Genomic DNA, 13,341 nt, shown 5'->3' on the forward strand with positions numbered 1-13,341 from the left:
TGAGGGACGGTCACAGGGACAGCCCTCCCTCGCGGGCGCCGTCGGCCACTGCCGCGACTCGCCCGTGATACTTGTTGCCGCCGCGGTCGAACACCGCCGAGGAGAAACCGGCGGCCTTGGCGCGGCTCGCGACCAGCTCACCGACGCGGCGCGCCTTGGCGGTCTTGTCGCCGGAGTCGGCCCGCAGGTCCGCCTCGAGCGAGGAGGCCGACGCCACGGTCACACCCGCGCTGTCGTCGACCAGCTGCGCCACGATGTGGCGTGCCGAGCGGTTGACGACCAGGCGCGGACGCTGGGTGGTGCCGGTGATGCGCTTGCGCACCCGGAGGTGACGACGGGCCCGTGCGGTCCGCTTGCCCTTGCCCTTGATGGACACAGCCATGGCTACTTACCAGCCTTTCCGACCTTGCGGCGGACCTGCTCGCCCGCGTACCGCACGCCCTTGCCCTTGTACGGCTCGGGCTTGCGGATCTTCCTGATGTTCGCCGCTACCTCACCGACCACCTGCTTGTCGATCCCGGAGACCGAGAACTTGGTGGGCGACTCGACGGCGAACGTGATGCCTTCCGGCGGGGTCACGGTGACGGGGTGGGAGAACCCGAGAGCGAACTCCAGGTCCGAGCCCTTGGCCTGCACACGGAACCCGGTGCCGACGATCTCGAGCTTCTTCTCATACCCCTCGGTGACGCCCTGCACGCAGTTGGCGATGAGCGTCCGGGTCAGCCCGTGCAACGAGCGCGACTCGCGCTCCTCGTCCGGGCGGGTGACGACGATCCCGCCGTCATCGTCCCGGGAGACGGTGATCGGAGCGGGGACGTGGTGCGACAGCGTGCCCTTGGGTCCCTTGACCGTGACGGCCTGGCCGTCGATGGCCACGTCCACCCCTTGGGGCACGGCGACGGGGATCTTGCCGATGCGAGACATACTTGTGGCTCCTCCCTCGATCACCAGACGTAGGCGAGGACTTCCCCACCTACGCCCTTCTTGGCTGCCTGCTTGTCCGTCAGCAGACCTGACGAGGTAGACAGAATCGCCACCCCGAGTCCGCCGAGCACCCTGGGCAGGTTGGTCGACTTCGCGTACACCCGCAGCCCCGGCTTGGAGACCCGGCGCACGCCCGCGAGCGAACGCTCACGGTTCGGGCCGAACTTCAGCTGGAGCGAGAGGGTCTTACCCACCTCGGCATCCTCGACGGTCCAGCCACTGATGTAGCCCTCCGCCTGCAGGATCTCCGCGATGTGGGACTTGAGCTTGGAGTACGGCATGGAAACCGTCTCGTGGAACGCCGAGTTCGCGTTGCGCAACCGCGTCAACATGTCGGCGATGGGGTCAGTCATTGTCATCGGGCTGATGCCCTTCCTCGTCGCGGTTTCCTAGTCGGACCTTCGACGTAGTCGATTTACCAGCTGCTCTTGGTCACGCCGGGGAGCTGGCCGGCGAGTGCCATGTCACGCAGGCACACACGGCACAGGCCGAACTTGCGGTACACCGAGTGCGGGCGTCCGCACTTCTGGCACCGGGTGTAGGAACGCACCGCGAACTTGGGCTTGCGGTTGGCCTTCTGGATCAGAGCGGTCTTGGCCACGTCAGTCCTCCTTGAACGGGAAGCCGAGGCGTCGCAGCAGCGAGCGGCCCTCGTCGTCGGTGGTCGCCGTGGTCACGACCGTGATGTCCATACCGCGCACGCGGTCGATCTTGTCCTGGTCGATCTCGTGGAACATCGACTGCTCCGTCAGACCGAAGGTGTAGTTGCCGTTGCCGTCGAAGTGCTTCGAGGACAGCCCGCGGAAGTCGCGGATGCGCGGCAGCGCCAGCGTCAGCAGACGGTCGAGGAACTCCCACATGCGGTCCCCGCGCAGCGTCACGTGCGTACCGATCGGCTGACCCTCGCGCAGCTTGAACTGCGCGATCGACTTGCGGGCCTTGGTCACGCTCGGCTTCTGCCCGGTGATCAGGGTCAGGTCCCGCACCGCGCCCTCGATCAGCTTCGAGTCGCGCGCCGCGTCACCGACACCCATGTTGACGACCACCTTCGTGAGGCCGCCGACCTGGTGCACGTTCGCGTGGTTGAACTCCTCGCGCAGGCCCGGGAGGATCTCCTCGCGGTACTTCGCCTTCAGCCGCGGCAGGGTGGCGACACCCTCGGCGGCTGCCTCGTTGGTCACGGTGCTCATGAGATGTCCTTACCGGAGCGCTTGGCCACGCGCACCCGCTGCGTGCGGGTGCGGCCCTCGCGCTCGACGTCCTCGCTGCGGTAGCCGACGCGGGTGCCCTTCTTGGTCTCCGGGTCGACCAGCATCACGTTGCTGATGTGGATCGGGGCCTCGATGGTCTCGATGCCGCCCGTCTTGGAGCCGCGCTGGCTCTGGGAGACCTTCGAGTGACGCTGCACCCGCTGCACTCCCTCGACCACCACGCGGCTGGTCTCCGGCTGCACCTCGAGCACGCGGCCCTGCTGGCCCTTGTCGCGGCCTGCGAGGACGACGACGAGGTCGCCCTTCTTGATCTTTGCCATGGTCTACAACACCTCCGGGGCGAGCGAGACGATGCGCATGAACCGCTTGTCGCGCAGCTCGCGGCCCACCGGGCCGAAGATGCGCGTCCCGCGGGGCTCACCATCGTTCTTGAGAATCACCGCGGCGTTCTCGTCGAAGCGGATGTACGAGCCGTCCGGACGACGACGCTGCTTGCGCGTGCGCACGACGACCGCCTTCACGACGTCGCCCTTCTTCACGTTGCCGCCGGGGATCGCATCCTTGACGGTGGCGACGATGGTGTCGCCGATGCCGGCGTAGCGACGCCCGGAACCGCCGAGCACACGGATGCAGAGGATCTCCTTCGCACCCGTGTTGTCGGCGACCTTGAGTCGCGACTCCTGCTGGATCATTCGATCTACTCCTGTCGTCGTGCCGGTTCTCGCCCGGGGCGAGCCTGGCCGAACGGATGATGGTCGTCATCCGGGCCCGTCGTGTGGACGGCCCCGGCGGTGGTCACTTGGCCTTGTCGAGGATCTCGACGACGCGCCAGCGCTTGGTGGCCGACAGCGGTCGGGTCTCCATGATCTCGACGAGGTCTCCCACGCCGACCGAGTTGTCCTCGTCGTGCGCCTTGACCTTGTTCGTGCGCTTCATGACCTTGCCGTACAGCGCGTGCTTCACGCGGTCCTCGACCTCGACCACGACGGTCTTGTCCATCTTGTCGCTGACCACGTAGCCACGGCGCGTCTTACGGTACTTGCGCTCGGGCGCCTCGGTGATGTTCTCGCTCATCGTCTTCGCCTCGTTCACTTCGCGTCCGCGGTGGGCGCGGTGCGGATACCCAGCTCGCGCTCACGCAGGATCGTGTAGATGCGGGCGATGTCGCGCCGCACGGTCTTCAGTCGTCCGTGGTCCTCGAGCTGACCGGTGGCCGAGGAGAACCGCAGGTTGAACAACTCCTGCTTGGCCTTCTTCAGCTCCGCGGACAGCCGCTCGGTGTCCATGCCGTCCAGGTCGGCCGGCGTCAGATCCTTCGACCCGATAGCCATCAGACGTCACCACCCTCGCGACGCACGAAACGCGTCTTCATCGGAAGCTTGTGCTGCGCGCGACGCAGTGCCTCGCGGGCAAGCTCTTCATTGACCCCGGCCAGCTCGAACATGATCCGGCCGGGCTTGACGTTGGCCACCCACCACTCGGGTGACCCCTTGCCGGAACCCATACGGGTCTCAGCCGGCTTCTTGGTCAGCGGACGGTCCGGGAAGATGTTGATCCAGACCTTGCCGCCACGCTTGATGTGCCGGGTCATCGCGATACGCGCGGCCTCGATCTGCCGGTTGGTGACGTAGGCGGGCTCGAGAGCCTGGATGCCGTAGTCGCCGAAGGAGATCGTCGTGCCGCCCTTGGCGTTGCCGGAGCGCTTGGGGTGGTGCTGCTTACGGTGCTTGGTGCGCCGGGGGATGAGCATGGCTCAGGCCTCCGTCTCGGAACCGGAACCGCTGGGCGCGGCGCCGGAGGTGGTTGCGGAAGAGTCGTTGGCGGGAGCAGCGGAGCCGCTCGGGCCGCCCTGCGCCCCACCGCGTGCGTCGGGACGACGGCCACGGCCGCCGCGCTCGCCACGGTCGCCGCGCCCACGCGCGCCACCCCGGGGACCCGAGGAGGTCGCCTGCTCGCGCGCGAACTCGCGCTCGGTCTGGTCGCCCTTGTAGATCCACACCTTCACGCCGATACGACCGAAGGTGGTGCGGGCCTCGAAGAAGCCGTAGTCGACGTACGCACGCAGGGTGTGCAGCGGCACGCGCCCCTCGCGGTAGAACTCGCTCCGGCTCATCTCGGCGCCACCGAGGCGACCCGAGCACTGCACCCGGATGCCCTTGGCACCGGCGCGCTGCGCGGACTGCATGCCCTTGCGCATCGCACGGCGGAAGGAGACGCGCGAGGCCAGCTGCTCGGCGATGCCCTGAGCGACGAGCTGGGCGTCGATCTCCGGGTTCTTGACCTCGAGGATGTTCAACTGGACCTGCTTGCCGGTGAGCTTCTCGAGCTCACCACGAAGCCGGTCGGCCTCCGCGCCGCGGCGGCCGATCACGATGCCGGGACGCGCGGTGTGCAGGTCGACGCGGACGCGGTCACGCGTGCGCTCGATCTCCACCTTGGCGATGCCGGCCCGCTCCAGACCGGTCGCCATCAGCTTCCGGATCTGCACGTCCTCGCGGACGTAGTCGCGGTAGCGCTGCCCCTTCTTGGTGGAGTCAGCGAACCAGCGGGAACGGTGATCGGTGGTGATGCCGAGCCGGAACCCGGTGGGGTTGACCTTCTGGCCCATCAGCGAGCCCCTCCCTTGGTCTGTCGCTCGGCCACGATCACGGTGATGTGGCTGGTGCGCTTGAGGATCCGGTTCGCCCGACCCTGCGCGCGGGGGCGGAACCGCTTGAGCGTCGGACCTTCGTCCACGTACGCCTCGGCGATCACCAGATCGTCGCTGTTGAACGGATGAGAGGCCTGGTCCGCCTTCACTCGGGCGTTGGCCACCGCGCTCTCGACTACCTTGCGAACGGTCTCTGCCGCCGCCTGCGGGGCATACGTGAGTACCGCCACGGCCTCATCGGCCTGCTTACCGCGGATGATGTCCACGACTCGCCTGGCCTTCTGGGGCGTGACGCGCACAAATCGCGCCTGCGCCTTGGCTTCCATCGATGTCCTGCCTTCTCAGACTCAGAGTTTCTGGGTGACCCGCGTGTCAGCGACGACGCGCTTTGCGGTCGTCCTTCTCGTGCCCGCGGAACGTACGGGTCGGGGCGAACTCCCCGAGCTTGTGGCCGACCATCGACTCGGTGACGAACACCGGGACGTGCTTGCGACCGTCGTGCACCGCGAAGGTGTGGCCCAGGAAGTCCGGCGTGATGACGGACCGACGTGACCAGGTCTTGATGACGTTCTTGGTGCCCTTCTCGTTCTGGCCATCCACCTTCTTCTGCAGGTGACCGTCTACGAAGGGGCCCTTCTTCAGACTGCGAGGCATCTCGTCGTCTTCTCCCTATCAGCGCTTCTTGCCGGTGCGGCGGCGGCGCACGATGAGCTTGTCGCTCGGCTTGTTCGGACGGCGGGTACGACCCTCGGTCTGGCCCCAGGGGCTCACCGGGTGACGGCCACCTGAGGTCTTGCCCTCACCACCACCGTGCGGGTGGTCGACCGGGTTCATGGCGACACCACGCACGTGGGGGCGCTTGCCCTTCCACCGCATCCGGCCAGCCTTGCCCCAGTTGATGTTCGACTGCTCGGCGTTGCCGACCTCACCGATCGAGGCGCGGCAGCGCAGGTCGACGTTGCGGATCTCACCGGACGGCATCCGCAGCTGTGCGTACGGTCCGTCCTTGGCCACGAGCTGCACGGAGGCACCGGCCGAGCGGGCGATCTTCGCACCGCCACCGGGCTTGAGCTCGACGGCGTGGATCACGGTACCGACCGGGATGTTGCGCATCGGCAGGTTGTTGCCCGGCTTGATGTCCGCACCCGCGCCGTTCTCGATCCGGTCACCCTGCTTGAGCCGCACCGGCGCCAGGATGTAGCGCTTCTCGCCGTCGGCGTAGTGCAGCAGCGCGATGCGCGCGGTCCGGTTCGGGTCGTACTCGATGTGCGCGACCTTGGCCGGCACGCCGTCCTTGTCGTGGCGGCGGAAGTCGATCACCCGGTAGGCGCGCTTGTGGCCGCCACCGATGTGCCGGGCGGTGATCCGGCCCGAGCTGTTGCGCCCACCGCTCTTGGTGAGCGGACGGACCAGCGACTTCTCCGGCGTCGTGCGGGTGACCTCGACGAAGTCGGCGACGGACGAGCCACGGCGGCCCGGCGTCGTCGGCTTGTACTTACGGATTCCCATGAGTTTCGATCCTCAATCTGTGCTAGGCGGGGCCGGCTCAGCCGACCTGCCCGCCGAAGATGTCGATGGTGCCCTCGCGAAGGGTGACGATGGCGCGCTTGGTGTCCTTGCGCTTGCCGAGCCCGAACCGGGTGCGGCGCGTCTTGCCCTTGCGATTGATCGTGTTGACCGAGTCAACCTTCACGTCGAAGATCTGCTCGATCGCGATCTTGATCTCGGTCTTGTTCGAGCGCGGGTCCACCACGAAGGTGTACTTGCCCTCGTCGAGCAGGTTGTAGCTCTTCTCGGACACCACCGGGGCGATGACGACGTCGCGGGGGTCCTTGGTGAGTGCGGTCACTTCTGCTCCTCCTCGGACTCACGTGCACCGGCAGGCGACAGGAATGCCTCGAGCGCAGCGGACGTGAAGACCACGTCGTCGCTGACCAGCACGTCATAGGTGTTGAGCTGATCGGGGTGGATCAGATGCGCGGTCGGCACGTTGCGCAGGCTCAACCAGCTGAGCTCGTCGGCCCGGTCGAGCACCACGAGCACGTGCCGCGAGAGTGCGGCCTTGGCCAGGACGGCGGTTGCTGTGGCCGTCGAGGGCGACTGGTCGGCCACGAACGACTCGACCACGTGCACGCGGTCGGCGCGGGCCCGGTCCGAGAGCGCACCGCGCAGCGCGGCGGCCTTCATCTTCTTGGGCGTGCGCTGGCTGTAGTCGCGCGGCACCGGGCCGTGGACCGTGCCACCGCCGGCGAACTGCGGCGCCCGGATCGAACCCTGACGGGCGCGACCGGTGCCCTTCTGCTTGTACGGCTTCTTGCCTCCGCCTCGCACCTCACCGCGGGTCTTCGCCTTGTGGGTGCCCTGACGGGCAGCGGCCAGCTGGGCGACGACGACCTGGTGGATCAACGGGACGTTGGTCTGCACGCCGAAGACCTCGGCGGGCAGCTCGACGGTGCCGGTCTTCTTGCCGGCGGCGTCGAGGACGTCCACGGTGGTGGCGGTATCAGTAGCGGTGCTCATGAGTTCAGGCCCCCTTCGCGGCGGTACGAACCACGACCAGGCCGCCCTTGGGCCCGGGAACGGCGCCGGAGACGAGCAGCAGGCCCTTCTCCGCGTCGACCGCGTGGATGGTGAGGTTCTGGGTGGTCTGTCGGGCGTTGCCCATCCGACCGGCCATGCGCAAGCCCTTGAAGACACGCGACGGCGTCGCGGCGCCACCGATCGAGCCCGGCTTGCGGTGGTTGCGGTGAGCACCGTGCGAGGCGCCCACGCCGGAGAAGCCGTGACGCTTCATGACGCCGGCGGTGCCCTTGCCCTTGGTGGTGCCGACCACGTCGACCTGGGAGCCGGCCTCGAAGGTCTGGGCCGTCAGCTCCTGTCCGAGCTCGTACTCGCCGGCGTCGGCGGTGCGGATCTCGGCGACGTGACGGCGCGGCGTCACGCCCGCCTTGGAGAAGTGGCCCTTGAGGGGCTGGGTGACCTTGCGCGGGTCGATGTGGCCGAAGCCGAGCTGCACGGCGGAGTAACCGTCGGCGTCGACCGTGCGGATCTGGGTCACCACGTTGGTGCCCACGCGGACCACGGAGACCGGGACGAGACGACCGTTGTCGTCCCACACCTGGGTCATGCCGAGCTTGGTCCCGAGCACGGCCTTGACGACCCGCTCGGACTGCTGGGGAAGTGAAGTCATGGCGGGGTCCTCAGAGCTTGATCTCGATGTTGACGTCCGCCGGGAGGTCGAGGCGCATGAGCGAGTCGACCGCCTTCGGCGTCGGGTCCACGATGTCGATCAGCCGCTTGTGCGTCCGCATCTCGAAATGCTCACGGCTGTCCTTGTACTTGTGCGGAGAACGGATGACGCAGAACACGTTCTTCTCGGTTGGCAGCGGCACCGGGCCCACGACCGTTGCACCAGCGCGAGTCACCGTGTCGACGATCTTGCGCGCCGAGTTGTCGATGACCTCGTGGTCGTAGGACTTGAGCCGGATGCGGATCTTCTGTCCCGCCATGGCGTCGTCTGACTCTCTCTCTTCGTACCGCAACTGACCGACCCCCGCGCTCGGGCGTGTCGCACTTTCCGACACATCCCTCCCGCGAGCACCCATACCGGGGCGCCGGTCGGAAGATGACTTGTGTGGTTCTCCGCCTCGCCACGTGGGCCAGTCGGGATCGAACCGAACAGGATGGCTGCTCATTCGCAAAGCCGGTGCTGATCGCATTTCATGCCGGCACTGGGCCGGCCTGCACGCGTCCACACCTCTGCACGAGGCAACCTGACTATTCTGCCACACGGAGGACTCAGAACCCAAGTCCGCGCCTGGTGGCCTGGCCCACAGCTCCCGCGATGGGCAGGAGAGGGGCCCGCCGGCTGAGCCGACGGGCCCCTCGATGCCGGGATCAGTCCCGGCGGGTGATCACTTGAGGATCTTGGTCACACGACCTGAGCCGACGGTCCGGCCACCCTCGCGGATGGCGAAGCCGAGGCCCTCCTCCATGGCGATCGGCTGGATCAGCTCGACCGTCATCTCGGTGTTGTCGCCCGGCATGACCATCTCGGTGCCCTCGGGCAGCTCGATGACGCCGGTGACGTCGGTGGTGCGGAAGTAGAACTGCGGACGGTAGTTCGAGTAGAACGGGTTGTGACGACCGCCCTCGTCCTTGGCCAGGATGTAGACCTGAGCCTCGAAGTTGGTGTGCGGCGTGATCGAACCCGGCTTGGCCACGACCTGGCCACGCTCGACGTCCTCGCGCTTGGTACCGCGCAGCAGCAGCCCGACGTTCTCGCCGGCATCGGCGGTGTCGAGAAGCTTGCGGAACATCTCGATGCCGGTGACGGTGGTCTTCTGCGCGTCACGGATACCGAGGATCTCCACCTCCTCGTTCACCTTGAGCTGGCCACGCTCCACACGGCCGGTGACGACAGTGCCGCGCCCGGTGATCGTGAAGACGTCCTCGACAGGCATGAGGAAGGGCTTGTCGATGTCGCGCACCGGGTCCGGCACGTTCTCGTCGACGGCCTCCATGAGCTCCTCGACGGACTTGACCCACTCCGGGTCGCCCTCGAGCGCCTTCAGCGCGGAGACGCGCACGACCGGCAGGTCGTCACCCGGGAACTCCTGGCTGGAGAGGAGCTCACGGACCTCCATCTCGACGAGCTCGAGGATCTCCTCGTCGTCGACCATGTCGGACTTGTTGAGTGCGACCAGCAGGTACGGCACGCCGACCTGACGGGCGAGCAGCACGTGCTCACGCGTCTGGGCCATCGGGCCGTCGGTGGCGGCGACGACGAGGATCGCCCCGTCCATCTGGGCCGCACCGGTGATCATGTTCTTGATGTAGTCAGCGTGACCGGGAGCGTCGACGTGCGCGTAGTGGCGCTTGTCGGTCTGGTACTCCTGGTGGGAGACATTGATCGTGATCCCGCGCTGCTTCTCCTCCGGCGCGTTGTCGATCATGTCGAACGCGGCCGCCGTGTTGACGTCCGGGTACTTGTCCGCCAGCACCTTCGAGATGGCCGCGGTCAGCGTCGTCTTACCGTGGTCGACGTGACCGATCGTGCCGATGTTGACGTGCGGCTTGGTCCGCTCGAACTTGGCCTTCGCCACTGGTGTTCCTCCTGGAACTCGGGTAGTTGTACGCAGCGTGGGGGTTCCCAGAGCTGGTGCGTCCTACGGGTCGGGTTGTGATGGGTGATGCGGGTTCGACCTGTGGGACTTACTCGCCCCGGGTCTTCTTGATGATCTCCTCGGAGACGTTCCGAGGCACTTCGGCGTAGTTGCTGAACTGCATCGAGTACACCGCGCGACCCTGGGTCCGGGACCGCAGGTCGCCGATGTATCCGAACATCTCGGACAACGGCACCAAGGCGCGAACCACCTTAACGCCACTGGCGTCCTCCATCGACTGGATCTGCCCACGCCGGGAGTTCAGATCGCCGATCACGTCGCCCATGTACTCCTCGGGCGTACGCACCTCGACGTCCATGACCGGCTCGAGCAGCACCGGGTCGGCGCGCTTGACGCCTTCCTTGAATGCCATCGAACCGGCGATCTTGAATGCCATCTCCGAGGAGTCGACGTCGTGATAGGCGCCGTCGAGGAGGATGGCCTTGACGCCGACCACCGGGTAGCCGGCGAGGATGCCGGTGCCCATGGCGTCCTGGACGCCGTGGTCGACGCTCGGGATGTACTCACGCGGGATCCGGCCACCGGTGACCTTGTTCTCGAACTCGTACATCTCGCCCTCGGCGGACTCGAGCGGTTCGAACGTGATCTGGACCTTCGCGAACTGGCCCGAGCCACCCGTCTGCTTCTTGTGGGTGTAGTCGAACTTCTCGACGCTGCGCCGGATCGTCTCGCGGTAGGCCACCTGCGGCTTGCCGACGTTGGCCTCGACCTTGAACTCCCGCTTCATGCGGTCGACCAGGATGTCGAGGTGGAGCTCGCCCATCCCGCCGATCTCGGTCTGGCCGGTCTCCTCGTTCAGGTTGACCGTGAAGGTGGGGTCCTCGGCGGAGAGCTTCTGGATCGCCGTCGAGAGCTTGTCCTGGTCGCCCTTGGTCTTGGGCTCGATGGCCACGAAGATCACCGGCTCCGGGAACGACATCGACTCCAGGATCACCGGGGCGTCCTGCGCGGTGAGCGTGTCCCCGGTGGTGGTGTCCTTGAGGCCGATGACCGCGTAGATGTGCCCGGCGTGGAGCTCCTCGACCGGGTTCTCCTTGTTCGCGTGCATCTGGAACAGCTTGCCGACGCGCTCCTTCTTCCCCTTCGTGGAGTTGAGGACCTGCGTGCCGGGCGTGCACGTCCCGGAGTAGACGCGGATGAAGGTCAGCTGGCCGAAGAACGGGTGGGCCGCGACCTTGAAGGCGAGCGCGGAGAACGGCTCGTCCTCGGAGGGCTTGCGGATCAGCTCCGTCTCCTCGTCGTTCGGGGCGTGCCCGATCATCGGGGGGACGTCCACCGGCGAGGGCAGGTAGGAGATGACCGCGTCCAGCATCGGCTGCACACCACGGTTCTTGAACGCCGAGCCGCAGAAGACCGGGTAGGCCTGCGAGGTGATCGTCATCTCGCGGATGCCGGCCATCAGCTCCTCGTTGGTGATCTCCTCACCCTCGAGGTACTTCTCCGTGAGCGCCTCGGAGGACTCGGCGACCTGCTCGATGAGCTTGGTGCGGTACTCCTCGGCCTTCTCCTGGAGGTCCTCGGGGATCTCCTGCGTCTCGTAGGCGGCGCCCATGGTCACATCACCCTTGGCGTCACCGGGCCAGACCAGCGCCTTCATCCAGATCAGGTCGACGACACCGACGAAGTCGCTCTCGGAGCCGATCGGCAGCTGCATGACCAGCGGGGTCGCGCCGAGGCGGCTGACGATGGTGTCGACCGTGTAGTAGAAGTCGGCACCCAGCTTGTCCATCTTGTTGACGAAGCAGATGCGCGGGACGTCGTACTTGTCCGCCTGACGCCACACCGTCTCCGACTGGGGCTCGACGCCCTCCTTGCCATCGAACACGGCGACCGCGCCGTCGAGGACGCGCAGCGAGCGCTCCACCTCGACGGTGAAGTCCACGTGGCCGGGGGTGTCGATGATGTTGATCTGGTTCTCGTTCCAGAAGCAGGTCACCGCGGCTGAGGTGATCGTGATGCCGCGTTCCTTCTCCTGGTCCATCCAGTCGGTCGTCGACGCACCGTCGTGGGTCTCACCGATCTTGTAGTTGACCCCGGTGTAGAACAGGATCCGCTCGGTGGTGGTGGTCTTGCCGGCATCGATGTGCGCCATGATGCCGATGTTGCGGACCTTCTTCAGGTCGGTCAGCACGTCCTGTGCCACAGTTGCTCTCTTCTCGTCGGTGCGAGCGCGGTCAAGCGGTCAGCCGAGGGCGCACGGTCGTGACCGTGCGCCGCAGGGCTCACCAGCGGTAGTGCGCGAACGCCTTGTTGGACTCAGCCATCTTGTGCGTGTCCTCGCGACGCTTCACAGCGGCGCCGAGACCGTTGGACGCGTCCAGGATCTCGTTCATCAGGCGTTCGGTCATCGTCTTCTCGCGACGGGCGCGGGCGTAGTCGACGAGCCAGCGCAGCGCGAGCGTGGTCTGGCGGGAGGTACGGACCTCGACGGGCACCTGGTAGGTGGCACCACCCACACGCCGCGAGCGGACCTCGAGCGAGGGGCGGACGTTGTCCAGCGCCCGCTTGAGCACCACGGTCGGCTCGGTCTGGGTCTTCTCCCGCACGCCTTCGAGGGCGCCGTAGACGATGCGCTCGGCGGTGGACTTCTTGCCGTCCAGGAGCACGCGGTTGACGAGCTGGGTGACGGTGGTCGACCCGTGGACGGGGTCGACGGCGAGCGGCCGCTTCGGGGCCGGGCCCTTACGAGGCATTACTTCTTCTCCTTCTTCGCGCCGTAGCGGCTCCGGGCCTGCTGGCGGCCGCGGACACCCTGGGTGTCGAGGGCGCCACGAACGATCTTGTAACGCACGCCGGGCAGGTCCTTCACACGACCGCCGCGGACCAGCACGATGGAGTGCTCCTGCAGGTTGTGGCCGACGCCCGGGATGTAGGCGGTGACCTCGATCCCGCTGGAGAGCTTCACACGTGCCACCTTGCGCAGAGCCGAGTTCGGCTTCTTCGGGGTGGTCGTGTACACGCGGGTGCACACACCACGGCGCTGCGGGCTTCCCTTGAGGGCCGGCGTGGCGTTCTTGCCGGCCTTGGCGCTGCGACCCTTACGGACCAGCTGCTGAATGGTGGGCACTACATCTCCGTCTCGAACGTTGCTGACTGCTCTGGTGATCGCCGGTGCGACCTCGGCGACCCGGCGGGGTGCCGGATGAACCACCCCGGGAAGGCCCCCGCGTTCGGGCGTGTCGCTCCTGTCATGTCCACGGCACGACCCGGCCACATCTGATCTCGGGGGTCGTGCTCGCGTCCACGGAAAGGTGATCCACAGCGCCCTCGACGTCCCGGTCCCCTTCGCAGGAGCCGCGAGACCGCCGGA

Annotated in this window: 22 protein-coding genes; all 22 read right to left on the reverse strand. The window is 67.0% G+C overall.

Going from position 1 to position 13,341, the window contains the following annotated elements; translation table 11 throughout:
- Positions 1-10: 10 nt before the first annotated feature.
- Positions 11-382, reverse strand: coding sequence for a 50S ribosomal protein L18 (gene rplR / locus LQF12_RS13090; RefSeq protein ID WP_231053359.1), 372 nt, complete (start codon positions 380-382; stop codon positions 11-13).
- 2 nt (positions 383-384) lie between these two features.
- The gene (gene rplF, locus LQF12_RS13095; protein ID WP_231053360.1) at positions 385-924 is read right to left on the reverse strand and encodes a 50S ribosomal protein L6; all 540 of its coding nucleotides are present in this window, start codon (positions 922-924) and stop codon (positions 385-387) included.
- Positions 925-944: 20 nt separating this feature from the next.
- Positions 945-1,343, reverse strand: coding sequence for a 30S ribosomal protein S8 (rpsH, locus tag LQF12_RS13100; RefSeq protein ID WP_159622926.1), 399 nt, complete (start codon positions 1,341-1,343; stop codon positions 945-947).
- A 56-nt stretch (positions 1,344-1,399) separates the two neighbouring features.
- Complete coding sequence (locus LQF12_RS13105; RefSeq protein ID WP_231053361.1) at positions 1,400-1,585, reverse strand: type Z 30S ribosomal protein S14; 186 nt, start codon at positions 1,583-1,585, stop codon at positions 1,400-1,402.
- A 1-nt stretch (position 1,586) separates the two neighbouring features.
- Positions 1,587-2,174 (reverse strand): 50S ribosomal protein L5, encoded by a 588-nt coding sequence (gene rplE / locus LQF12_RS13110; protein ID WP_231053362.1) that lies wholly within the window; start codon positions 2,172-2,174, stop codon positions 1,587-1,589.
- Positions 2,171-2,515, reverse strand: coding sequence for a 50S ribosomal protein L24 (gene rplX / locus LQF12_RS13115; protein WP_231053363.1), 345 nt, complete (start codon positions 2,513-2,515; stop codon positions 2,171-2,173). Before rplX ends, rplE begins: the two co-directional genes overlap by 4 nt.
- 3 nt (positions 2,516-2,518) lie before the next feature.
- Positions 2,519-2,887 (reverse strand): 50S ribosomal protein L14, encoded by a 369-nt coding sequence (gene rplN / locus LQF12_RS13120; protein ID WP_159622922.1) that lies wholly within the window; start codon positions 2,885-2,887, stop codon positions 2,519-2,521.
- 103 nt (positions 2,888-2,990) lie between these two features.
- Complete coding sequence (gene rpsQ, locus LQF12_RS13125) at positions 2,991-3,269, reverse strand: 30S ribosomal protein S17 (protein WP_231053364.1); 279 nt, start codon at positions 3,267-3,269, stop codon at positions 2,991-2,993.
- A 14-nt stretch (positions 3,270-3,283) separates the two neighbouring features.
- Positions 3,284-3,526 carry a 50S ribosomal protein L29 gene (gene rpmC / locus LQF12_RS13130; protein WP_159622920.1) on the reverse strand — a complete coding sequence of 81 codons (243 nt, stop codon included), beginning with the start codon at positions 3,524-3,526 and terminating at the stop codon, positions 3,284-3,286.
- The gene (rplP, locus tag LQF12_RS13135; RefSeq protein WP_231053365.1) at positions 3,526-3,945 is read right to left on the reverse strand and encodes a 50S ribosomal protein L16; all 420 of its coding nucleotides are present in this window, start codon (positions 3,943-3,945) and stop codon (positions 3,526-3,528) included. The genes rpmC and rplP overlap by 1 nt, the downstream gene beginning before the upstream one ends.
- Positions 3,946-3,948: 3 nt before the next feature.
- A complete protein-coding gene (gene rpsC, locus LQF12_RS13140; RefSeq protein ID WP_231053366.1) occupies positions 3,949-4,803 on the reverse strand; it encodes a 30S ribosomal protein S3 in 855 nt (284 codons plus the stop codon).
- On the reverse strand, positions 4,803-5,171 hold the full coding sequence (rplV, locus tag LQF12_RS13145) for a 50S ribosomal protein L22 (RefSeq protein WP_231053367.1): 369 nt from the start codon (positions 5,169-5,171) through the stop codon (positions 4,803-4,805). Before rplV ends, rpsC begins: the two co-directional genes overlap by 1 nt.
- A 46-nt stretch (positions 5,172-5,217) precedes the next feature.
- Positions 5,218-5,499 (reverse strand): 30S ribosomal protein S19, encoded by a 282-nt coding sequence (gene rpsS, locus LQF12_RS13150; RefSeq protein ID WP_159622916.1) that lies wholly within the window; start codon positions 5,497-5,499, stop codon positions 5,218-5,220.
- Between the two features lie 18 nt (positions 5,500-5,517).
- Positions 5,518-6,354, reverse strand: a complete 837-nt coding sequence (gene rplB, locus LQF12_RS13155; RefSeq protein ID WP_231053368.1) for a 50S ribosomal protein L2 — start codon at positions 6,352-6,354, stop codon at positions 5,518-5,520.
- Positions 6,355-6,391: 37 nt separating this feature from the next.
- Positions 6,392-6,694 carry a 50S ribosomal protein L23 gene (rplW, locus tag LQF12_RS13160; protein WP_231053369.1) on the reverse strand — a complete coding sequence of 101 codons (303 nt, stop codon included), beginning with the start codon at positions 6,692-6,694 and terminating at the stop codon, positions 6,392-6,394.
- Positions 6,691-7,365, reverse strand: coding sequence for a 50S ribosomal protein L4 (gene rplD / locus LQF12_RS13165; protein WP_231053370.1), 675 nt, complete (start codon positions 7,363-7,365; stop codon positions 6,691-6,693). Before rplD ends, rplW begins: the two co-directional genes overlap by 4 nt.
- Positions 7,366-7,369: 4 nt before the next feature.
- The gene (gene rplC, locus LQF12_RS13170) at positions 7,370-8,035 is read right to left on the reverse strand and encodes a 50S ribosomal protein L3 (RefSeq protein WP_231053371.1); all 666 of its coding nucleotides are present in this window, start codon (positions 8,033-8,035) and stop codon (positions 7,370-7,372) included.
- A gap of 10 nt (positions 8,036-8,045) precedes the next feature.
- Complete coding sequence (gene rpsJ / locus LQF12_RS13175) at positions 8,046-8,354, reverse strand: 30S ribosomal protein S10 (RefSeq protein WP_068249654.1); 309 nt, start codon at positions 8,352-8,354, stop codon at positions 8,046-8,048.
- A gap of 405 nt (positions 8,355-8,759) precedes the next feature.
- Positions 8,760-9,950: an elongation factor Tu gene (tuf, locus tag LQF12_RS13180; protein ID WP_231053372.1), complete on the reverse strand. Its 1,191-nt coding sequence runs from the start codon at positions 9,948-9,950 to the stop codon at positions 8,760-8,762.
- A 109-nt stretch (positions 9,951-10,059) separates the two neighbouring features.
- Positions 10,060-12,174: an elongation factor G gene (gene fusA, locus LQF12_RS13185; RefSeq protein WP_231053373.1), complete on the reverse strand. Its 2,115-nt coding sequence runs from the start codon at positions 12,172-12,174 to the stop codon at positions 10,060-10,062.
- A gap of 79 nt (positions 12,175-12,253) precedes the next feature.
- Positions 12,254-12,724: a 30S ribosomal protein S7 gene (gene rpsG / locus LQF12_RS13190; protein ID WP_231053374.1), complete on the reverse strand. Its 471-nt coding sequence runs from the start codon at positions 12,722-12,724 to the stop codon at positions 12,254-12,256.
- Positions 12,724-13,098 carry a 30S ribosomal protein S12 gene (rpsL, locus tag LQF12_RS13195; protein WP_159622908.1) on the reverse strand — a complete coding sequence of 125 codons (375 nt, stop codon included), beginning with the start codon at positions 13,096-13,098 and terminating at the stop codon, positions 12,724-12,726. The genes rpsG and rpsL overlap by 1 nt, the downstream gene beginning before the upstream one ends.
- Positions 13,099-13,341: the final 243 nt, after the last annotated feature.

The organism is Ruania suaedae (assembly GCF_021049265.1).
In the GTDB taxonomy this organism is placed as follows: domain Bacteria; phylum Actinomycetota; class Actinomycetes; order Actinomycetales; family Beutenbergiaceae; genus Ruania; species Ruania suaedae.